This is a genomic window from Myxococcus llanfairpwllgwyngyllgogerychwyrndrobwllllantysiliogogogochensis (genome assembly GCF_006636215.1).
Lineage (GTDB): Bacteria > Myxococcota > Myxococcia > Myxococcales > Myxococcaceae > Myxococcus > Myxococcus llanfairpwllgwyngyllgogerychwyrndrobwllllantysiliogogogochensis.
Genome location: NZ_VIFM01000054.1, coordinates 31,840 through 52,578 on the forward strand (window position 1 = coordinate 31,840; position 20,739 = coordinate 52,578).

General features: G+C 69.7%; 22 protein-coding genes and 1 pseudogene. 18 read left to right on the top strand and 5 right to left on the bottom strand.

Annotated features, from left to right (window positions below):
- Positions 1–68 precede the first annotated feature (68 nt).
- From atpG to FJV41_RS15980, 5 genes are all read left to right on the top strand, one after another.
- Complete coding sequence (gene atpG / locus FJV41_RS15960; RefSeq protein ID WP_141643347.1) at positions 69–950, top strand: ATP synthase F1 subunit gamma; 882 nt, start codon at positions 69–71, stop codon at positions 948–950.
- Between the two features lie 108 nt (positions 951–1,058).
- The gene (locus FJV41_RS15965) at positions 1,059–1,856 is read left to right on the top strand and encodes a prohibitin family protein (RefSeq protein WP_141643348.1); all 798 of its coding nucleotides are present in this window, start codon (positions 1,059–1,061) and stop codon (positions 1,854–1,856) included.
- Between the two features lie 176 nt (positions 1,857–2,032).
- Positions 2,033–3,475 carry a F0F1 ATP synthase subunit beta gene (atpD, locus tag FJV41_RS15970; RefSeq protein ID WP_141643349.1) on the top strand — a complete coding sequence of 481 codons (1,443 nt, stop codon included), beginning with the start codon at positions 2,033–2,035 and terminating at the stop codon, positions 3,473–3,475.
- Between the two features lie 31 nt (positions 3,476–3,506).
- Entirely contained in the window at positions 3,507–4,076 is a 570-nt protein-coding gene (locus FJV41_RS15975) for a hypothetical protein (RefSeq protein ID WP_141643350.1), read from the top strand.
- Between the two features lie 22 nt (positions 4,077–4,098).
- The gene (locus FJV41_RS15980; RefSeq protein ID WP_141643351.1) at positions 4,099–4,506 is read left to right on the top strand and encodes a F0F1 ATP synthase subunit epsilon; all 408 of its coding nucleotides are present in this window, start codon (positions 4,099–4,101) and stop codon (positions 4,504–4,506) included.
- 15 nt (positions 4,507–4,521) lie between these two features.
- Here the strand turns inward: FJV41_RS15980 and FJV41_RS15985 are convergent, their stop codons facing one another.
- Entirely contained in the window at positions 4,522–5,199 is a 678-nt protein-coding gene (locus tag FJV41_RS15985; RefSeq protein WP_141643352.1) for an ArsR/SmtB family transcription factor, read from the bottom strand.
- 173 nt (positions 5,200–5,372) lie between these two features.
- Here FJV41_RS15985 and FJV41_RS15990 point away from each other — a divergent pair, with 173 nt between their 5' ends.
- The 12 genes from FJV41_RS15990 to FJV41_RS16045 all read left to right on the top strand — a co-directional run bounded on the left by FJV41_RS15990 (position 5,373) and on the right by FJV41_RS16045 (position 16,761).
- Positions 5,373–5,978 carry a flavin reductase family protein gene (locus FJV41_RS15990; RefSeq protein ID WP_246137229.1) on the top strand — a complete coding sequence of 202 codons (606 nt, stop codon included), beginning with the start codon at positions 5,373–5,375 and terminating at the stop codon, positions 5,976–5,978.
- Between the two features lie 140 nt (positions 5,979–6,118).
- Positions 6,119–6,502, top strand: coding sequence for a group I truncated hemoglobin (locus FJV41_RS15995; protein ID WP_141643354.1), 384 nt, complete (start codon positions 6,119–6,121; stop codon positions 6,500–6,502).
- A gap of 17 nt (positions 6,503–6,519) precedes the next feature.
- Entirely contained in the window at positions 6,520–7,509 is a 990-nt protein-coding gene (locus FJV41_RS16000) for a 2Fe-2S iron-sulfur cluster-binding protein (RefSeq protein ID WP_141643355.1), read from the top strand.
- Between the two features lie 2 nt (positions 7,510–7,511).
- Complete coding sequence (locus FJV41_RS16005; RefSeq protein WP_141643356.1) at positions 7,512–7,958, top strand: RrF2 family transcriptional regulator; 447 nt, start codon at positions 7,512–7,514, stop codon at positions 7,956–7,958.
- Positions 7,955–8,215, top strand: coding sequence for a hypothetical protein (locus tag FJV41_RS16010; RefSeq protein WP_141643357.1), 261 nt, complete (start codon positions 7,955–7,957; stop codon positions 8,213–8,215). Before FJV41_RS16005 ends, FJV41_RS16010 begins: the two co-directional genes overlap by 4 nt.
- Positions 8,216–8,626: 411 nt before the next feature.
- A complete protein-coding gene (locus FJV41_RS16015) occupies positions 8,627–9,655 on the top strand; it encodes an ADP-ribosylglycohydrolase family protein (protein WP_141643358.1) in 1,029 nt (342 codons plus the stop codon).
- 174 nt (positions 9,656–9,829) lie between these two features.
- Positions 9,830–10,234 carry a phage holin family protein gene (locus FJV41_RS16020; RefSeq protein ID WP_141643359.1) on the top strand — a complete coding sequence of 135 codons (405 nt, stop codon included), beginning with the start codon at positions 9,830–9,832 and terminating at the stop codon, positions 10,232–10,234.
- On the top strand, positions 10,231–10,740 hold the full coding sequence (locus FJV41_RS16025; protein WP_141643360.1) for a hypothetical protein: 510 nt from the start codon (positions 10,231–10,233) through the stop codon (positions 10,738–10,740). The genes FJV41_RS16020 and FJV41_RS16025 overlap by 4 nt, the downstream gene beginning before the upstream one ends.
- A gap of 39 nt (positions 10,741–10,779) precedes the next feature.
- Positions 10,780–12,132, top strand: coding sequence for a cytochrome ubiquinol oxidase subunit I (locus FJV41_RS16030; protein ID WP_141643361.1), 1,353 nt, complete (start codon positions 10,780–10,782; stop codon positions 12,130–12,132).
- Positions 12,122–13,147 carry a cytochrome d ubiquinol oxidase subunit II gene (locus tag FJV41_RS16035; protein WP_141643362.1) on the top strand — a complete coding sequence of 342 codons (1,026 nt, stop codon included), beginning with the start codon at positions 12,122–12,124 and terminating at the stop codon, positions 13,145–13,147. The genes FJV41_RS16030 and FJV41_RS16035 overlap by 11 nt, the downstream gene beginning before the upstream one ends.
- A gap of 362 nt (positions 13,148–13,509) precedes the next feature.
- On the top strand, positions 13,510–16,302 hold the full coding sequence (locus FJV41_RS16040) for a YncE family protein (protein ID WP_141643363.1): 2,793 nt from the start codon (positions 13,510–13,512) through the stop codon (positions 16,300–16,302).
- A 60-nt stretch (positions 16,303–16,362) separates the two neighbouring features.
- Positions 16,363–16,761: a DoxX family protein gene (locus tag FJV41_RS16045; RefSeq protein WP_141643364.1), complete on the top strand. Its 399-nt coding sequence runs from the start codon at positions 16,363–16,365 to the stop codon at positions 16,759–16,761.
- A 54-nt stretch (positions 16,762–16,815) separates the two neighbouring features.
- Here FJV41_RS16045 and FJV41_RS16050 read toward each other — a convergent pair whose 3' ends face one another.
- From FJV41_RS16050 to FJV41_RS16060, 3 genes are all read right to left on the bottom strand, one after another.
- Positions 16,816–17,328, bottom strand: a complete 513-nt coding sequence (locus tag FJV41_RS16050) for a hypothetical protein (protein ID WP_174453965.1) — start codon at positions 17,326–17,328, stop codon at positions 16,816–16,818.
- Between the two features lie 84 nt (positions 17,329–17,412).
- On the bottom strand, positions 17,413–18,183 hold the full coding sequence (locus FJV41_RS16055; protein WP_141643366.1) for an SDR family NAD(P)-dependent oxidoreductase: 771 nt from the start codon (positions 18,181–18,183) through the stop codon (positions 17,413–17,415).
- Between the two features lie 97 nt (positions 18,184–18,280).
- The gene (locus FJV41_RS16060; RefSeq protein WP_141643367.1) at positions 18,281–19,255 is read right to left on the bottom strand and encodes an alpha/beta hydrolase family protein; all 975 of its coding nucleotides are present in this window, start codon (positions 19,253–19,255) and stop codon (positions 18,281–18,283) included.
- A gap of 117 nt (positions 19,256–19,372) precedes the next feature.
- Here FJV41_RS16060 and FJV41_RS16065 point away from each other — a divergent pair, with 117 nt between their 5' ends.
- On the top strand, positions 19,373–20,269 hold the full coding sequence (locus tag FJV41_RS16065) for a LysR family transcriptional regulator (RefSeq protein WP_181790672.1): 897 nt from the start codon (positions 19,373–19,375) through the stop codon (positions 20,267–20,269).
- 278 nt (positions 20,270–20,547) lie between these two features.
- On the opposite strand, the pseudogene FJV41_RS53125 reads toward FJV41_RS16065, so the two are convergent.
- A pseudogene (locus FJV41_RS53125) lies at positions 20,548–20,739 on the bottom strand (IS630 family transposase); the annotation flags it as partial.

Here is a 20,739-nt window from a genome sequence, read left to right on the forward strand (position 1 = left end):
GCCGTCAGACTGCCTTGCTCCCACCCGGGCGCACCTGGGCAGAACGTCCCACAGGAGTCCTCCGTCCCATGGCGTCCCTTCGCGACATTCGCAAGCGCATCCGCTCGGTGAAGAACACGCGGCAGATCACCAAGGCCATGAAGATGGTCTCCGCCGCGAAGCTGCGAAAGGCGCAGGACGCCATCCTCGCCGCCCGTCCGTACGCGTCGATGCTGGACCAGATCATCTCGGACCTGACGGCGCGCTCCGGTGACGACAACCTCACCCATCCGCTGCTGGTGGCCCGCCCGGTCAAGCGCGTGGAGCTGGTGACGCTGACGTCGGACCGCGGCCTCGCGGGCGGCTTCAACTCCAACATCACCCGCCGCGCCAACCGCTTCATCTACGAGAACACCGCGCTGGAGCGCATCCAGGTCTCCACGGTGGGCCGCAAGGGCAACGACTTCTTCCGCAACCGCAACCAGACCATCCGCAAGGACTTCGGTGGGCTGTACCAGCGGCTGAACTACCGCGCCGCCGCGGAAGTGGCCGAGGAGCTCGTCGCCAGCTTCCTCAACGGCGAGGTGGACGCGGTCCACATCGTCTACAACGAGTTCATCAGCGCGATTAACCAGAAGGTCGTCGTCGCCCAGCTGCTGCCGCTGCAGACGCTCGGCGTCGAAGCGCCTCCCTCCGAGGGCGCCACCGCGATGGTGGACTTCAAGTACGAGCCGGACCGCCAGGCGGTGCTGGACCGGTTGGTCCCCCAGGCCGTCAACATCAAGGTCTACCGCGCCCTGTTGGAGAGCGTGGCCAGCGAGCACGGCGCCCGCATGAGCGCCATGGAGAACGCCACCTCCAACGCCTCGGACATGATTTCCAGCCTGACGCTCACCTACAACCGCACCCGTCAGGCGGTCATCACCAAGGAGCTGATGGAAATCGTCTCCGGCGCCGAGGCGCTCAAGTAGCTCCCGCCTCCTGTCGCGCAAGCCTCGGGCCCGCCCCATTTTTGGGTGCGGGCCCTTCGCGTTTAAGGGTCTCCCCGAGCGCGTGAGGGCTCGCGCGAGGAGGGCCGCGTGAAGCAGCGACTGTGGGTGGTGCTGGGACTGCTGTGCATCAGTGGGTGTGCGTGCGAGACGGTGTCCAGCGGCCACGGGGGCATCGGCTTCGACTCGTTTGGCAGCGGCACCCAGCGTGAGCCCTATGGTGAAGGGCTGCATGTGCTCAGGCCGGGCAAGTCGCTCATCACCTACGACTTGCGCGTCCAGGAGATGAAGGACGAGCTGAGCGTGCTGTCCAACAACGGCCTGGACCTGAAGGTGGACTCCAGCGTGCGCTACCGGGTGGACCCGGCGAAGCTCTTCGAGCTGCACACGCAGACGGGCCCCCGCTACGCGGACATCCTCATCGCCCCCATCGCCCGCTCGGAGGCGCGCAAGGTGTTCGGCCGCTACGCGCCGGAGGAGATCTACTCCACCAAGCGCGAGCAGATTGAAAAGGAGATCCAGGACGAGGTGACGCGGGCCCTGCAGGGCAAGCACGTCGTCGTGGAGGCCATCCTCGTCCGGGACGTCACGCTGCCGGCCGCCATCCGGGAGGCCATCGCGGACAAGCTCGCCGAGGAGCAGCGCAGCCAGAAGATGCGCTTCACCCTGGACAAGGAGCGCCAGGAGGCCGAGCGCCGGCAGATCGAAGCCGAGGGCATCGCGAAGTACCAGGACATCGTCCGCCAGGGCCTCACCGAGGAGTACCTGCGCTTCAAGGGCATCGAGGCCACGGAGAAGCTCGCCTCCAGCCCCAACGCCAAGGTGGTGGTGGTGGGCGGCGGCTCGAAGGGCAACCTGCCGCTCGTCTACCAGGTGGACGGGAAGTAGCCGGGGGGTTGGCGCCGGGGGCGTGGATCCGCTAAGCGGGACTTACCGGTCAGGTCCCCGGGAGGCTTGATTCTGGGGGAGGCCCCCGGTAAAGGGGCACCGCCCTCATATCCGGGCCGAAATTTGATGACGGGCACGGCGCCGGCCGCTCCCCCGCACGAGGCAGACGACATCCCATGAGCGCTCAAGTTCCTACGGCAGGCAAAATCATCCAGGTTCTCGGCCCCGTGGTCGACGTCGAGTTCCCGCCGGGCGGTCTTCCCGAGGTCTACGTCGCCCTCAAGGTGACGAACGCGAACCTGGGGCCGGAGCAGGAGAACCTCACCCTGGAAGTGGCGCAGCACCTGGGCGAGAACACGGTGCGCACCATCGCCATGGACTCCACCGAGGGTCTTTCGCGCGGCACCCCCGTTCGGAACACGGGCGCCCCCATCCAGGTGCCGGTCGGCAAGGCCACCCTGGGCCGCATCCTGAACGTCACCGGTGAGCCGGTGGACGAGATGGGCCCGGTGAAGGCGCAGGAGTACTGGCCCATCCACCGCGCGCCCCCCGCGTTCACGGAGCAGGACGTGCGCGTGCAGATGTTCGAGACCGGCATCAAGGTCATCGACCTGCTCGCCCCCTACACCCGTGGCGGCAAGATTGGCCTGTTCGGCGGCGCCGGCGTGGGCAAGACGGTGCTCCTGCAGGAGCTCATCCGCAACGTCGCCATCGAGCGCGGCGGCTTCTCCGTGTTCGCCGGCGTGGGCGAGCGCACCCGCGAGGGCAACGACCTGTACCACGAGATGCAGGACACGGGCGTCATCAAGACCGACAACCTGGAGGCCAGCCAGGCCGTCCTCGTGTACGGCCAGATGAACGAGCCGCCCGGTGCCCGCGCCCGCGTGGCCCTCTCCGCGCTGACCATGGCGGAGTACTTCCGCGACGTGGAGGGCCGTGACGTGCTCCTCTTCGTGGACAACATCTTCCGCTTCACCCAGGCCGGCTCGGAAGTGTCCGCCCTCCTGGGCCGCATCCCCAGCGCCGTGGGTTACCAGCCCACGCTCGCCACGGAGATGGGCAGCCTGCAGGAGCGCATCACCTCCACCACCAAGGGCTCCATCACCTCGGTGCAGGCCATCTACGTGCCCGCCGACGACCTGACGGACCCGGCGCCCGCCACCGCGTTCGCCCACCTGGACGCGACGACGGTGCTCAACCGCTCCATCGCGGAGCTCGCCATCTTCCCCGCCGTGGACCCGCTCGACTCCACCAGCCGCATCCTGGACCCGGGCATCATCGGCCAGGAGCACTACGCGGTGGCCCGCAAGGTCCAGGGCATCCTCCAGCGGTACAAGGAGCTGCAGGACATCATCGCCATCCTCGGCATGGACGAGCTCTCCGAGGACGACAAGCTGGTGGTGGCCCGCGCCCGCAAGATTCAGAAGTTCCTGTCCCAGCCGTTCTTCGTCGCCCAGGTCTTCACCGGCAAGGAAGGCCGGTACGTGAAGCTCCAGGACACCATCCAGGGCTTCAAGGAGATCGCCGAGGGCAAGCACGACGAAATCCCCGAGGGCGCCTTCTACATGGCGGGCACCATCAGCGAAGTCGTCGAGAACGCGATCAAGCAGGCGGCGTAGACTCGGTTCAAACCCGCTTTCCGAGGTGACCATGCGTCACGCGGCGCTCGCCCTGTTCCTCTGTGTTCTGTCGCTCCCCGCCCTGGCGGAGGAGCGAAAGGGACGGGCCCGGGTGAGCGCCAACGGCTTGTACAGCGTGCGCATGGTGGACGCGGGTCCGGGCAAGTGCCGGCTCGAGGTGACGAAGGAGAGCGGACCCGTCTGGCAGCTGGAGCAGTGCCTGGGGACGGTGGACGACTACTACTTCGTCTCCAACGACGGCGAGCGCGTCTGGGTGGTGTGGCCCCTGGTGGAGAAGGGGAAGACGAAGCCGGAGCCGGCGCCGAAGCGGGGCAAGGCGAGGAAGCCCAAGGGACCTCCGGGCTGGGCCACGAACGTGCTGGTGGCGGGGCAGTATGGCCGCGACGGTCAGCGAGTCCTGGAGCGGCGGCTGACGGACCTGGTCCCCGCGCGGCAGCTCACCGAGGTGCGCCAGATGACCCACCACTTGAAGTGGCTGGAGGGCACGCTCGGCATCCCCGGCAAGGGGCCTCGGTTGACGGACGCCGGGGTGGTGGAGTTCGAGCCGGTGGGTGGCAGCACCCAGCAGCTCCATTTCTGATTTGGGTAGTGCGAGGAGCCTCATGGCCAAGCTGACTGTGGAGATTGTCACCCCCGAGAAGCGCATCCTGTCGGTGCAGGCCGACGAGGCCATCGTGCCCGGCGGCAAGGGCCTGTTTGGCGTGCGGCCGGGGCACACCCCCTTCCTGTCGCTGATGGAGCCGGGCTCGCTGACGCTCATCGACGCGGGCAAGCGTGACGCGTACTTCGTCGCGGGCGGCTTCGTGGAAGTGGCCAACGACAAGGTGCTCGTGCTGGCGGACGCCGCGGAGCACGTGTCCGGCATCGACGTGGAGGGCGCGCGCAAGCGCCTGTCCGAGGCGCAGGAGCGCCTGAAGGGCCTGTCCTCCGAGGACGCGCGCTACGAGCTGGAGCAGGCCACCGTGCGTCGCGAGGCGGCTCGTATCGGCGCCGCGAACGCTCGGGCCTGAGTCAGTCTCCGGGCCTCACGGCCAGGACAGCCCCAGCGACTTCTCGAAGCCCCGCCGGCCCTCGACGGTGAGCCGCACTCCGCGGCCCTCGGGCCGGCGTGCAATCCAGCGCAGCGCGAACAGGCGCTCCGCCAGCGCGGCGCCCAGCGCCCCACCCACGTGGGCGCGGCGCTCGCTCCAGTCCAGGCAGCGGCGCGCGAAGGCGCGGCGGCCCTGTGACAGTGTCTGTGTATCCACGCCCCACTTCGCCACGAAGCGTGTGCCCTCCGGGGTGAGGGCGTAGCTGTCCTCGCCGGACTCCAAGAGGCCGCGCTTCTCCAGGCCCTCGGCCAGCGCCACGCCCAGCGTGCCCGCCAGGTGGTCGTAACAGGTGCGCGCGAAGCGCAGCGGCTCTGGTACGCGCACGGTGGCGACGCGCGTGGGGACGAGCAGGCTGAGCGCTTCCAGGGCGCGCGCGACGTCGGCGCTGGCGAGCCGGTAGTAGCGGTGGCGGCCCTGCGCCTCCACGCGGACCAGGTTTCCCTCCAGGAGTTTCGCGAGGTGTCCGCTCGCCGTCTGCGGGGAGATGCCTGCTTCCCGCGCGAGCTCGCCCGCGGTCCTCGCGGGTCCTTCGAGGAGGCGCGAGAGCATGCCCGCGCGCGTGGCGTCGCCGATGAGTGAAGCCGTGAGGGCGAGGTCGATGGGGTGGGGCATGGCGAGAGCTTGAGGGCCAAGCCTACGAGGACGTTTCGGCGCGCGCCGAACTATCTCGGGCGGGGGCTTGCGTGGGTGGCCGGGCGGCACGCGGACGTCTCGGCAAGCACCGAAGCGTTTCGAGCCACCCGTGCCCTAGGGATGCGGGCATGACCGAGCCGACGAGACACCGTGTGATTGCGCCCCGCATCCTCTACTTCGGAACGCCAGTGGCGCTCCTGAGCACCCTTCAAGAAGACGGCTCACCCAACCTGACGCCGCTGTCCTCCGCGTGGGCACTCGATGACAGGCTGGTGCTTGGACTGGGTGGGCTGGGCCAGGGCCTGGCGAACCTGGAGCGCACGCGCGAGGCCGTGGTGAACCTGCCCTCCGCGTCCCTGTGGCCTCAAGTCGAGCGCCTGGCGCCCACCACGGGCCGCTTCCCCGTTCCGGACTCGAAGCGCGCGCAGGGCTATCAGCACGAGCCTCGCAAGTTCGAGCGCGCGGGCCTCACGCCGTTGCCCTCCGACACCGTCGCTCCACCCCGCGTCGCCGAGTGTCCCTTGCAGCTCGAGGCCGTGCTGCTGTCCGCGCGCCGCTCCAGCCCCACGCCCGAGGCCCCCGAGCCTTCCTTCGTCATCGCCGAGCTGCGCGTCACCCGCGTGCACGCGCACGAGTCCGTCACCGTGCCGGGCACGCAGCACATCGACGTGGAGCGCTGGCAACCCCTGCTCTACGTGTTCCGCCACTACGTCGGCACGGGCGCGGGAATGGGCCGCAACTTCCGCGCGGAGACATGACCACCGCACGACGGTGGCCCGGAGGCCCCGACTGATTCCCGCGATTCGCGCTCCTTGTCCTGCTGTAGTTGACCTTACGCCCGAATCGATGCATTTGAAATGCATCTTTAAGCCCGGAAGGGGCGGAAGGAGCGGACGCGATGAGCACGGCGGCGCAGGAGAAGAGCGTTTACGAGCAGATTGGCGGAGAGCCGGCGATGGCGGCGGCGGTGGACGTGTTCTACCGGAAGGTGCTGTCGGACGACCGCATCAGCCACTTCTTCGAGGACGTGGACATGGAGCGCCAGTCCGCGAAGCAGAAGGCGTTCCTGACGATGGTGACGGGCGGGCCCTCGAACTACACGGGCAAGGACATGCGCGCCGGCCATGCGCCCCTGGTGAAGCGCGGGCTGAACGACGTGCACTTCGACGCGGTGGTGGAGCACCTGCGCGCGACGCTGGAGGAGCTCAACGTTCCGGCGCCGCTGGTGGAGCGGGTGCTCGCCATCGCCGGGGGCGCTCGCGCGGACGTGTTGAACCGCTGAAGGACGAAAGGCGCGCCATGGCCAGGGTGAAGCACGAGTCACGGTGGTATCCGCTGGAGGCCGAGGAGAGCGTGCTGGATGGGCTCTTGCGGCAGGGGGTGGCCGTGCCGAACGCGTGCCGCGCGGGAGCGTGCCAGTCCTGCCTCATGCGCGCGCTGTCCGGTGATGTGCCGGAGGCCGCGCGCGCGGGGTTGAAGGACACGCTGCGCACGCAAGGCTACTTCCTCGCCTGTGTCTGCCGGCCCGTCACCGGCGCGGAGCTGGAGGTGGCGGGCGCGGATGCGCTGCGCGTGCCCGCGCGCATCGAGTCCATGTCCCTCTTGTCCCCCAGCGTGCTGCGCGTGCGCCTGACCACGGACGCGTCCTTCGACTACCGGGCGGGGCAGTACGTGTCGCTGTTGCGGGCGGATGGGCTGGCCCGCAGCTACTCCCTGGCGAGCCTGCCGCGCGAGGGCCTGCTGGAGCTGCACGTGCGTCTGGTGCCGGGCGGCGCGATGAGTGGCTGGCTGGTCCGGGAAGCGCGCGTCGGTGACGCCATGGCGGTGCAGGGGCCAGCGGGTAGTTGTTTCTACGTGCCCGGTCGCCCCGAGCAGCCGCTGCTGCTGGCGGGCACCGGCACGGGATTGGCGCCCCTCTACGGCATCGTGCGCGACGCGCTGGAGGCGGGGCATACCGGCCCCATCTGGCTCTTCCACGGCGCGCGCACGCCCGAGGGGCTCTACCTCGCGGACGAACTGCGCGAGCTGGCCGCGCGCAACGTGGGTTTCCACTACAGACCTGGCGTGCTGACGGGAGGAAGCCGGGACGTGGCCGAGGGAGCGCTCGACGTGCTCATCCGCGCGGAGTGTCCGAAGCCCGTGGGCTACCGGGCGTGGCTCTGCGGCGATTCCGATTTGGTGTTATCCCTGCGCAAGAAGCTCTTCCTCTCGGGGCTCTCGCTGAAGGACCTCCACGCGGATGCCTTCCTGCCGAGCGCCCCCAGGGTGGAGGCCGTCGGAGCCCGCTGACCGTGCACCTCACCCTCCACGCCGACTACTCGCTGCGCGTCCTGCTCTACCTCGCCGCCCGCCCCGGAAGGCTCGCGTCCACGCAGGAGCTGGCGGACGCGTATGGCATCTCCAAGCACCATCTGGTGCGGGTGGTGCAGACGCTGTCGGGCGAGGGCTTCGTGGAGGTCAAAGCCGGGCGCTCCGGAGGCGTGACGCTGGCGCGCGCCACCAAGGACATCTCCGTGGGCAAGGTGCTGCGCGCGGCCGAGCCCGACTTCGAGCTGGTGGAGTGCTTCAACCGTGAAACCAACACGTGCCCCATCGCCCCGGCCTGTGGGCTCAAGGGCGTGCTGGCGGAGGCGCGGGAGGCCTTCCTCGCGGTGCTGGACCGGTACACACTGGCGGACCTGGTCGGCCGCTCCCGCAAGGACCTGGCCGACCTCTTCCTCCCCGTGACGGCGCCATGACCTCTGCCTCGCTCGAGCTGTTCCACCGCATCGCCGACAAGCCCTCCGCCGCGGCGCGCCGTTACATCGTCGACCACGCGCTGGAGGACCGCGTCGTGTTCCGCAACCTCGTGTACGCGGAAGCCGAACTGGACTGGACGCTGCATGGCGGCCACTCCACACCCGCACTCTGGGACGGGACACACCTGCACCAGGGCGCGGAGGCGGTGCTGGCGCGCTTGCAGGCCGTCGTCAACCTGGGCCGCGATGACGCCTGACGCGTGACGGCGCGTGTGCCGACTCCCGCGTGATGCTGCCACCTGCGCGTTCCTCGTGCGCCATGCGCTCCGTGTGAGTGGCGCCGCGAAAGCTTCCGGAGTTGGACACGTGTGCAGGTGCGCGAATGCATGCGGGTGCTCGGGCTTGCCGCGCGCGTGCTGGTTGCGGTAGTCAGCCCACCCCCGCGTGCGACGGCGGGGGGCACGAGGCAAGGAGGGTGGACGGTGATGACGGCGGGCGTCCTGGTGTATGGGGTGGACTTCGCTCGCGTGAAACACGCGAGTGGCCTCCTCCTTCGCGAGTCAAGTCCCCACGCGTGTCATTTCGCCGGAAGCCGTGCGCGTTTCACGCGATTCGCGCGCTTCTCCCTGTCCGTCCAGCCCTGAGCCTCGGTTAATCTCCTCGACTCCATGCCGCTGACTCCCTCTGAGCGCCAGGACAGGTTCCATGCGGCGTTCGTGGGGCTCGCCATTGGGGATGCGCTCGGCTTTCCGCTGCGCGGAATCCCCCCCGCGAGTCTCGCGCGGCTGCCGGGGCTCGCCGAGGACTTCGCGCCCAGGCCGCGTGGCAAGTTCGCCAAGGGCCAGTTCAGCGACGACACGCAGTTGCTGCTGGCGGCGGCGGAGAGCGTCATCCGCGAGGGCCGCGTGGATGGGCGCAGCGCGGCGGCGCACCTGGCGTGGCTGTGGCAGGAGGGCATCATCCTCCAGCCGCCTCGCAGCCTCGCGGAGTCACTCCAGCGGCTCTCCAGCGGCACGCCGTGGATGAGCGCGGGCGCGCCCCTGGGCACGCGTTGCCCGTCGGTGCTCAGCCGCTCGCTGGTGGTGGGCCTCTTGGAGAGCGGTCAGCGCGCGCGGCTGCCGCACGACGCGGGTGTGCTCACCGTCATCACCCACAAGGACCCTGTCTGCGCCGCCGCCGCCGCCGCCTTCGCGCAGGCGGCCGCGCTGGGCATGGAGGAGGAGCCGCTGACGCCCGCGGCCTTCTGCGAGCAGCTGTCGCTGACGGCGGCCGTGCATGACAAGGGGCTGGCCGAGGAAGTGCGGCACCTGCCCCGGCTCCTGACGTGGGACACCACGCGCGCGTTGACGCAGCTGCGCAAGGTGGGCGTGCCCCCCAGCGAGCTGAAGGGCGTGGACGGGCTGCCCTCGCACGTGGTGCCCGTGCTGCTGACGTCGCTGTACGCCGCGCTGAAGGTGCCCCACGACTTCCGCGAGGCGGTGGCGCTGGTGCTGCGCTGCGGTGGAGAAGCGGACGTCGCGGCGGCGCTGACGGGCGCGTTGCTTGGCGCGCACCTGGGCACGCGCGCGCTTCCCGCGCGGCTGCGCAAGCAGGTGTTGTACGTGGACAACCTGGTGGACACCGCGGACCGACTGTTCCGGGCCCACCAGGTCCGCGAGACGCTGGCCACGGCCCTGGCCCACCAGCGTCGCCGTTAGCCCCTCGACACGCTCCAGGCAGGCGACCAGGCGGGCCGGCCCTGTACTTCCAGGCGGGCTTTGCGCGCTCGTCCGCCCTGCCCACCTTGTCCGGAGGAGTGGGGCCAGGTGCCGGCCGAGCGGACGGGCGCGCACCCGGGAGTCCCCTTCCTCAGAGCGCGGGAGACGTGAGCCGTGGACCTCGAATCGGAACGCCTGGAGCGCAGCCAACTGGAGTCGCTCTCCACGGCGGAGCTCATCCGGCATGCCCTGGCGGAGACACGCCTGTTGGTGCGCGCCGAGGTGCTGCACGCCAAGAAGGAGCTTCGCGACGAGCTGAAGGCCGCGCGCACCGCGGGCATCCTCATTGGCGCGGGAGCCGTGCTCGCCCTCACGTCCCTGGCCGTGCTCTTCGTGGCGCTGGGCCTGGCCCTGCCCCTGCGCGCCGCATTGGGCGTGTTGCTGGTGGGCGTGGTGTTGCTCGCCATCGCCGGAGGCATGCTCTTCCTGGGCAGCAAGCGCGTGCCCAAGAAGCCGCTGACCCACACCCAGGAGCGCTTGAAGCTCGACTACCAGCTCACGCGGGAGACGCTGCAATGAATGGCAACGGCCGAGGGGGCAACGAGCTGGTGGAGCGTCAGCGCCACGTCGACCACCGCATCACCCGTGGCATGGATGACCGCGAGCAGGTGGAGCAGACGGCGGACCGCATCCGGGATGAGCTCCTGCTGACGTTGGAGGAGCTGGACCGGCGGCGCGGGCGGGCCCTCGACGTCCGCTATCAGGTGAAGCAGCACACCGGCGCGCTGGTGGCCGCGGGCGCCGTGGCCATGGTGCTGGTGGGCGCGGGCGTGGGCCTGGCCATCTACCGCTCCCGCCACCGGGGGGAAGTGCTGCGCAAGAAGCGCCGGAAGGCGCTCCAGCGTGCGTGGGCGCACCCGGACCAGCTGGCCTCCAGCGCGGACCAACGCCCCGTGGGCGCCGAGCTGGGCCGCAAGCTCATCCTCATCTTCGCCACCACCCTGGCCACCGCCGTGGCGAAGAACTCCGTGAAGACGCTCGTGCCTGCCCGACAGGCTCCGAGCCCCGCTTCGCTGGAGGAGTAGAATCTCTAAATGCGCAGCAATTGTGCATAACGTATTCTGATGTTCATGACGGACCTGCTCTATGCGCGGGCGCAGATGGGCCTGTCGCTCGCGTTCCACATCGTGTTCGCGGCGGCGGGCGTGGCGTTGCCAGTCCTCATGGTGCTGAGTGACTGGAAGGCGCGGCGCACCGGAGACTCCGACTACCGGAAGCTGAGCCAGAAGCTGGCGAAGGGGACGGCCATCCTCTTCGCGGTGGGCGCGGTGAGCGGCACGGTGTTGTCGTTCGAGCTGGGCCTGCTGTGGCCGGAGTTCATGGGCCAGTACGGCGAGGTGATTGGGTTGCCCTTCAGCCTGGAGGGTGTTGCCTTCTTCACCGAGGCCATCTTCCTGGGCATCTATCTGTACGGCCGCGAGCGGGTGTCGCCGGGGCTGCACTTGTTCTCGGGTGTCATGGTGGCGGTGAGCGGCGCGGCCAGCGCGTTCTTCGTCACGCTGGTCAACGTGTTCATGAATGACCCGTCGGGCTTCGTGGCCACGCCGCATGGGCCCACGGATATCGAACCGCTGAAGGCGATGTTCAGCCCGGGCTGGCTCACCCAGACGTCGCACGTGCTGCTCTCCTGCTATCAGGCGAGCGCGTTCGCGATGGCGGGCATCCATGCCTCCGTGCTCTTGCGTCACCCAGGCTCGGCCTTTCATCGCAAGGCGCTGTCGGTGGCGCTGCCGCTCGCGTGTGTCACCGCGCTGCTCCAGCCCGTCGTGGGCGACTTGTCCGCCAAGCACGTGGCGAAGGCGCAGCCGGTGAAGCTCGCGGCGATGGAGGGGCAGTTCGAGACGGAGCGCGGCGCGCCGTTGCGCCTGGGCGGGCTGCCCGACGTGGAGACGGGCACTGTCTCCCATGCGTTGGACATCCCCAACGGCCTGTCCATCCTCGCGTTTGGCGACCCCAACGCGGAGGTGAAGGGGCTCAACGAGTTCCCACGCGACACGTGGCCGCCGGTGGCGAAGGTACACGTCGCCTTCCAGGTGATGGTGGGCACGGGCAGCGCCATGGCGTTGCTGGCGCTGGTGACGCTTGCGTATCGATGGCGGAGGAAGGCGTGGCCGTCGGGTCGGAAGATGATGTGGGCGTGGCTGGTGTCGGGGCCGCTCGGGCTGGTGGCGTTGGAGGCGGGGTGGCTCGTCACCGAGTGGGGGCGGCAGCCGTGGATTGTCCGGGGCGTCATGCGCACGGCGGACGCGGTGACACCGGTGCCGCATCTGGCCGCGCCGTTCTGGACGTTCACCGTCGTGTACGTGTTCCTGGGCGTGGTGGTGGTGGCGCTGTTGAAGCGGCAGGTGGCGGACACTCTGCCGGACCGCGAGCCGAAGGGTCCTGACGTGAAGGGAGGCGAGGCCCATGTCCACTGACGCGGTGCTGGGCTTCGTGCTGGCGGGGACGTTCGTGCTCTACGCGCTGTTTGGGGGCGCGGACTTCGGCGGCGGGGTGTGGGACCTCTTGTCCTTCGGGCCGCGCAAGGCGGAGCAGCGGGCGCTCATCGCTCACGCCATGGGACCGGTGTGGGAGGTGAATCACATCTGGCTCATTGTCGGTGTGGTGTTGTTGTTCGCGGGGTTTCCTCGCGCCTTCGCGGCGCTGAGCGTGGCGCTGCATGTGCCGCTGACATTGCTGCTGCTGGGCATCGTCTTCCGGGGCGCGGCCTTCACCTTCCGCACGTACGACATGCGGGGCGACGCCGCGCAGCGGCAGTGGGGCCTGGTGTTCAGCGCGGCGAGCGTCGTCGCGCCGTTGCTGCTGGGCATGTGCGTGGGCGCGGTGGCGAGCGGCTCCATCCGCGTGGAGGGCAGGGTGGTGGTGAGCGGCTTCTTCGCGTCGTGGCTGTCGCCCTTCGCGTGGGCGGTGGGGGTGCTGGCGCTGGCGCTCTTCGCCTTCCTGGCCGCGGTGTTCCTCACCCACGAGGCGTCTGGAGCGGAGCTGCGTGAGGACTTCAGGAGGCGCGCGCTCGGGGCGGGGGTGGCCGTGTTCGTCGCGGCGGTGGCCGTGTTGCTGCTCGCGCGCGAGGGCGCGCCCCGGGTGTGGGAGGGGTTGTCGCGCTCACCCTTCGCGCTGGCGTTGCATGCGGCGACGGGGGTGGCGGCGGTGACGGCCTTCGCCTTGTTGTGGACGCGTCGCTTCCAGTGGGCGCGGCTGGCGGCGGCGTTCCAGGCCGGGCTCATCGTCCTGGGCTGGGCGGCGTCCCAGTATCCCTATCTGGTGGTGCCGGACGTGACGCTGCAGGGCGCGGCGGCGAGCCCCGCGACGCAGCGCCTGCTGCTCATCGCGCTCGGGGTGGGAGCGCTCACGGTGATTCCGTCCATCGCGCTCCTGTTCCGCGTGTTCCGCCCCAGGCCCGAGGGCTCGGCCACGACGGACACTCACGGCTGATGTGTCCAGGGCGGAGACACTCCGCCGGATGCGACGCCGTGAGACAGAAAAATCCTGTCTCAATGGAGCACGGGCTTGTAACGCCATGGGGGCGGTTTCTTGCGTGACGCCCGCATTTTTGGGTGTCGCGGTTCTGTCCGCTTTGGCGTGGGTAAATGGACTTGTGTGTCTGCCTTTGCTTGGCGTGTGTGACGCCCCGAGTCGTTTTCCAGGCAGCTCGAATCTTTGATTCCCGAGAGGACGCACCCCGCAGGGGTAGATGTAGGAATGCGTTTTTTCTCACGCAAGGAGTTGCATCCGTCGCGTTGATAAATGCAAGACAGTGAGAAGCACCGCTTCTTCCTGACGTGGAGGTCGCCGATATGGCTGTCATCCGACGCGCGGTCTTGCTGCTGTGCTTCATTGCGCTCCTGCTCCCGGGGATGTCTCACGCCGATGAGTCGTTCGTGAACTGGGAGGACCCCCACGTTCACCCGCTGGAGCTGACCCCTGATGGCAATTTGCTGCTGGCGGTGAACACCGCCGACAACCGGCTGATGGTGTTCGATGTGACGTCGAGGCGGGGGCTGGAGCTGGTGGCCTCCATCCCCGTGGGACTGGACCCCGTGTCGGTGCGGGCCCGGAGCAACACCGAGGCGTGGGTGGTGAACCACATCTCCGACAGCGTGAGCATCGTCGACCTGCGACGCGGCACCGTGACGGCCACCGTCTATACGGATGACGAGCCCGCGGACGTCGTCTTCGCGGGACGCCCGGAGCGGGCCTTCATCACCTGCTCCCAGGTCAACCGCGTGCTGGTGGTGGACCCGCGTCGTCCGGACGCGACGCCCCGACGCATCACCCTGAAGGGCGAGGACCCGCGTGCGCTCGCGGTGAGCCCCGACGGCCGCTTCGTCTATGCGGCCATCTTCGAGTCCGGCAATGGCAGCACCATCCTCGGCGGTGGCTCGCTGATTCCGAACGCCTACCCGCCCAACGCCGTGAGCGACGCGCGCGGGCCCTATGGCGGCATCAACCCGCCGCCCAACGCGGGCTCCACCTTCTTCCCCGCGCTCAACCCCGCCAACCCGCCGCCTCCGCCCGTGGGCCTCATCGTGCGCAAGAACACGCGAGGCCAGTGGCTGGACGACAACCGCGCGGACTGGACGGACCTGGTGAGCGGGGCGAATGCCGCCGCCTCCGGTCGCCTCACGGGCTGGGACATGCCGGACCGCGACCTGGCCATCATCGACGCGGCGTCACTCGACGTCAGCTACGCCACGCGGCTGATGAACGCGAACATGGCGCTGGCCGTGCACCCCTCCGGCTCCGTCACGGTGGTGGGCACCGACGCGCGCAACGAGGTGCGCTTCGAGCCGAACGTCAACGGGCGCTTCCTGCGCGTGCTGATGGCGGTGGTGGACCCTCGCCGGCCGACGTCGCCCTCGGTGCATGACCTCAACCCGCACCTCGACTACGCCACGCCCACGGTGCCCCAGTCCGTGCGGAACCTGTCGGTGGGAGACCCGCGCGGTATCGCCTGGAACTCGCGCGGCACGCGGGCCTTCGTGACGGGCATGGGCTCCAACAACGTGGTGGCAGTGGGCCTGGGTGGCGCGCGGCTGGGACAGGTGGAGGTGGGCGAGGGGCCCACGGGCATCGTGTTCGACGACTCGCGCGACAGGCTCTACGTGCTCAACCGCTTCGGCGCGAGCATCTCCGTGCTGAGCACGGACCGGCTGAAGGAGCTGTCACGGGTGGAGTTCTTCGACCCGACGCCCCAGGCCCTCAAGGTGGGCCGCAAGCACCTGTACGACACGCACAAGACGTCGGGCCTGGGCCACGTGTCCTGCGCGTCGTGCCACATCGACGGGCGCATGGATCGGCTGGGCTGGGATTTGGGAGACCCGACGGGCGCGGTGAAGTCGCTGGCCGGGCAGAACCTGGGCATGGGCCTGCCGTTGCCGCCCTTCGAGGCGTGGCACCCGATGAAGGGCCCCATGACGACGCAGACGCTCCAGGACATCATCGGCAAGGAGCCGCTGCACTGGCGCGGAGACCGGGCGAGCCTGGAGGAGTTCAACCCCGCCTTCGAGGGCCTCCAGGGTGACGATGCCCAGCTCACGCCTCGGGAGATGAAGGAGCTGCGCTCGTTCCTCGCGACGCTCACCTTCCCGCCCAACCCGTTCCGCAACCTGGACAACTCGCTGCCCCGGAACCTGCCGCTGACGGGCCACTACACGACGGGCCGCTTCGCGCCGGCCGGTCAGCCGCTGCCCAATGGCGACGCGACGCGGGGCATGGCGCTGTTCCGTCCGCCGCGCCTGCTCGCGCAGGGCCTCTTCGCGTGCAACACCTGCCACACCTTCCCGTCGGGCCTCGCCGTCGACATGCAGTGGACCGGCGCCATGTGGATGCCCATGCAGAAGGGCGCCATGGGCGAGTCGCACCACGCGCTCGTGTCCACGGATGGCAGCACCAACGTCACGCTCAAGGTGCCGCAGCTGCGCAACGTCTACGAGAAGGTGGGCATGGAGCTGACGCAGAAGGAGAGCCTGTCCGGCTTCGCCTTCATCCACGACGGCAGCGTGGACTCGCTGGCGCGCTTCATCACCGAGCCGACCTTCAATCCGGAGAGCGACCAGGAGGTGGCGGACCTCGTCGCGCTGCTGCTGTCCTTCGCGGGCTCGGAGCTGCCGCGCGGCTCGGCCACGGACATGTTCCTGCCGCCGGGGCCGGACAGCAAGGACTCCCACGCGGCGGTGGGGCAGCAGGTGACCCTGACGACGGCTACGCCCTCCGAGTTCGCCCGGGTGCTGCAGTTCATGTCCCTGGCGGAGCAGGGCAAGGTGGGGCTGGTGGTGAAGGGGCGCCGACATGGCGAGGAGCGCGGCTTCGCCTATCTCGGCGGCGGCGTGTTCCAGTCGGACCGGGCCTCGGAGAAGGTGGGGGCGTATCTGCTGCTGGCGGGTGCGCGGCCCGGCGCGGAGCTGACGTACACCGTGGTGCCCGCGGGCTCCGAGCGGCGCATCGGCGTGGACCGGGACGAGGACGGCATGCTGGACCGGGACGAACTGGACCGGGATCGCAGGCCGGACCGGGCGAATGATGGCCGACGGTTCGTCGAAGGCGAGGGGGCGGGTCAGAGTGGCCCGCTTGCGACGGCGGATTTGTAACCCGTATCGTCTCGCGCGGGGGGCTGCTCGTCAGCCCATACGGTCCTTGGAGGCGTGAGCATGAAGCTGAAAGTCGCGTATTGGGTTGTCACCGGACTGGTCTCCCTGTCGGCCGCGGTCTCTGCCTTCCTGTATCTGACCGCTGCGCCGAACATGGTCGCGGCGTTCGAGCACCTGGGCTACCCGGACTACTTCCGGACCATGCTGGGCATCGCGAAGCTGCTGGGCGTGGTGGCGCTGTGGGCCCCCGGGTCTCGCACGTTGCGCGAGTGGGCCTATGCGGGCTTCGCCATCGACTTCGTGGCGGCGGCGGTGTCCCACACGGCGATGGGGGACCCGCTGGGCAACACCATCTCGCCCCTCGTCACCCTGGCCCTGCTGCTCACCTCGCACCAGCTCTGGCACCGCATCTCCGCCGGAGTCGAGGCGGCTCCGGCGGTGCATCCCGCGGGGGCGTGACGTCCATTGGAAGATGCGAGCGCGGCGGTGGTGTCGCCGCCGCGCTGGTAACACTCAGGGCGTGGTGGGCCAGATGACGCGAGGCTCCTCGTCGCCTTTGGCCACGAGCACGCTGACGTCATCCACCATGTCTTCCGAGTCGAGAGCTTGCAGCACGGTGCGGACCGCCGCGTCGGCGTGCATCACCTGGCAGTGGACGCGCAGGAAGCCGTCGCGCAGCTCGCCGCCTTCCACCTCGCCGTTGCCCGTCCAGCCGAGGGCGTCCGTGAGGAGCTCCTCGACGGCGACGCGCTTCTCCACGTCGTGTCCGGTGCCCTTGCCCTCGATGGGGTACTGGACGATGAGCGTGGCCATGGCGTCGAGCTCGGGCTCATCGTAGTCCTGCTCGATGAGCGGGCCGGCGGCGTCGGCGATGGCGAAGTCGGGGTCCTCTTCCGGGGGGAGGGGCGTGTCCTTCTGTTCGCCCACTTCGCCCACGGTGCCCCAGTGCGTGGTGAGCACGCCCTCATGCACCCAGACCTCCCAGAAACGGAGGCTGTCGCCTTCCTTTTTGTAAAGCTTCAGCACGGAATACCCCAGGGGAGGGCCCTCCATAGCATGGCGTCCGGCTGGCGCCATCCAGGGTGCTGGCCCGCCGTGTCCGGGGCCCGTTCAGAAGGCGCGGCCCTGTCCGCCGTCCACGGGGAGCGTGGCCCCCGTCACCCAGCGAGCGCGCTCCGAGCAGAGGAAGGTCACCACGTCCGCTACCTCCTCGGGCGAGCCGAAGCGACCCCAGGGCAGCTCGTCCTTCACCATCTTCGCGACCTTCTCCGGGTCGGCCTTCTGGCGTTTGTCCCAGCTTCCCCCGGGGAAGAGGATGGAGCCGGGCGCCACGCCGTTGACGCGGATGTGGTGGCGCGCGAGGTCCACGGCCATCTCCTTGGTGAGCGCGGTGAGGCCCGCCTTGGCGGTGGTGTAGGGCGCGCTGGTGGCGTACTCGCGGCCGTAGATGGAATTGATGTGGACGATGGTGCCGCCGCCCTTCGCGCGCATGACCTCCACGGCGCGCTGGCTGCACCACACGGCGGACATGAGGTTGCGGTCGAGCACGGCGGTCCACTGCTCCGCCGTGGCCGAGTCGAAGGCGCCCGCGCCGCCGCTGCCGCCCACGTTGTTGACGAGGATGTCCAGCGTGCCGAACGCGCGCACCGCCGCGTCCACCGCCGCCACGGCGCCCGCCAGGGTGGCCACGTCCGCGACGACGGTGGCGACGTCCGCGCCCGCCGCGCGCAGCTCCTTCGCGGCGGCGTCCAGTGCCTCCGCGCCCCGTGCGCTGAGACACACCCGTGCGCCCTCGCGAGCCAGCGCCGCCACCGTGGCCCGTCCAATGCCTCGGCTGCTGCCGGTGACGAGGGCCGCCTTGCCTTTGAGCTCCAGTTCCATGGAGCCGGGTTCTACTTCAGGTCACCCGGGAGCCAACGCCGTCCGCGCGACACCTGACGCCTGTTTCACACGGCGGCTCCCGCGCCGGTTGTGGGGGCTACCGTGGGTTGACGGGGCGCGGGGTGAGCGCCTGGATGGCAAGCCACTCGACGGCGTCTTCCCACAGGGTGTCGCGGAAGTTCTCCCGGAAGAAGCCGAAGTGGCCGATGGCCTGGCCCACGTCCTTCGGGGTCAGCCGGCGGTGCTCCACCAGCGCGTCCGCGTAGAACGACAGCAGGTGCTCCACGGAGGCCTTCGAGGCGATGGGGTCGTCCGAGAAGCTGTAGGCCCGCAGCGGCAGGTACAGCGACGCGAAGGCCTCGCGGCGTGCCTCACCCCCCTCGCTGAGCAGGTAGTCCGGGGACAGGCACCAGCGCGCCCACTGCGCGGCCACGCCCGCGGGCAGGTCCTCCGCCGTCCCCGCCCAGCCCGGCAGCTTGCCGAAGGCCCGCGTCAGCACGGGCGTGAGCACGCGCCAGTTGAGCGCCATGCGCAGTCGCTGGGGGAAGAGCTTGTAGTAGCCGGAGCCCGTCGCCACGTTCAGCAGCGCGGACACCTCGCGCGCGTTCTCCGCCAGCCCGAGCAACTGGCCACCCACGCTGTGGCCCACCATCAGCAGGCGTCGCCCCGGGAAGCGCTCGCGCATCGCGGCGATGGCGCCCGCGAGGTCCTGGCTTCCCCAGTCCTCCATGCGCGCGCCGAAGCTCGTGAGGGTGTCCGGGCGTGAGCCGCCAATGCCCCGGTAGTCGAAGGTGACGGTGGGAAAGCCCCGGCGCGCGAGGAAGGACGCGAAGCGCGAGTAGTACCGCTGACGCGCTCCCGTGGCTCCGGCCAGCAGCACCACCGCGCCGACCTCCGCGCCTTCGTGGGGGAAGAGGGTTGCGGCCAGCGGGTAGCCGTCCTGGGCCTTGAGTCGAAAGGGGACGCCCGGGCTCGTGCCCTGGGTGACCGCCGTCAGTCTGTCCTCCTGGGGGATGCTCCGCACCGAGGGGACCGTGTCTTGCTCCAGCGCCGTCGCATGTGACATGGACATCGCGTTCTCCTGTCGTTCGCGCGGGGCCGCCAAGGGAGCCGCCGCTTCCAGGGTCCGAGATAGCGCCGGAAGTGCTGCGGGAATGCAGGGCTTTGCTGCACCATTGCAGGCATGGATATGCGATGGGACGACCTGCGCTACCTCCTCTCCGTGGCACGCCAGGGCTCGCTCGCCGGGGCGGCCCGGGAGCTGCGGGTGGACGCCACCACGGTGGGACGGCGGTTGGCGGCGCTGGAGAAGGCGCTCGGCACGCGGCTGGTGTTGCGAGGCTCGCGCACGCTGGGGCTCACGGAGGACGCCGAGGCGGTGGTGGCGCGGGCGCGGGAGATGGAGGATTCGCTCCGCCTGCTTCATGACTCCGTCTCCGATGAAGCGAAGGCCGAGGGCACCGTCCGACTCGCGGCCACCGAGTATCTGGCCCAGGCCCTGCTCGCCGCTCACCTGGGCGAGCTTCATGCGCGCCACCCCGGCCTGAACCTGGAGCTGGTGGTGGGCACCGACGTGGTGGACCTCCAGCGAGGCGACGCGGACCTGGCGCTGCGGTTGATACCGCCCCGAGGTGACGCCCTGGTGGTGCGCAAGGTCGGCGAGATTGCCTTCGCCATGTACGCATCGCGCGGCTACCTGCGCCGTCGTGGCGCACCTCGGCCCGGGGACTTCCGCGAGCACACCGTGCTCGTCTACCGGATGGCCCTCACGTCTGGAGAGGAGTCCGAGGAGTTGAAGCGCGTGACGGCGGGTGGACGGCGCTTGCTCCAGAGCAACAGCACCGCGGTGTTGCGCGAGGCCGCGGCGGCGGGGCTGGGCGTCGCGCTGCTGCCGTGTCTCTCGGGTGAGCGTGACGCTCGGTTGACGCGCGTGGGCGCGGGAGTCCTGGCGAAGCGTCCCTTGTGGCTGACGTTCCACAAGGACTTGCAACGCAGCCCACGTGTGCGCGCGGTTTCGGATTGGGTGGCGGAGGTGTGTCGGCGAGAGAAGGCGGGGCTCGCGGGGACACAGGCGGCATCGCGATAGTCGCCTCGCTGGTTGCAGCGCCGGGCTGACTCCTGGACGCGTGCGTTGCGCGGGGAGTTGTCGCGGCGTCCGTCGAGGACGGCTCTGGAGCGTCCTCTCCCAGCAGGAGACGCAGGTGCCCTTTGGCACGGTGGACGAACTCGCGAGCACCGGCGGCGGGCGAGGCACTTAGTCCGGCGTGCGCCACTTCCCGACGTGGGGGAGAGGGTGGCGTGGGGAGTCCCGTCGAACGACTCATGTCGCGAGCCTAGTACCTCGGCACAGAGGTTTTGAAGGGTTCAGGCCGCAGCGGCCACTGCTGCTTGGGCCTGGGGGTATGCTTGCCCGAGCTTGGTGCGGGCGGTGTCTATAGTGAAGCGCCAGCGGACGCGGGCGCCCTCCTTGTTGCGCATCCTCTCCCATCGGGCCACCTCCCGTTTCAAGGTGAGCTTGTTGCCAATTCGCCTGTCCAGGCATTGGCGGGTGAGCAC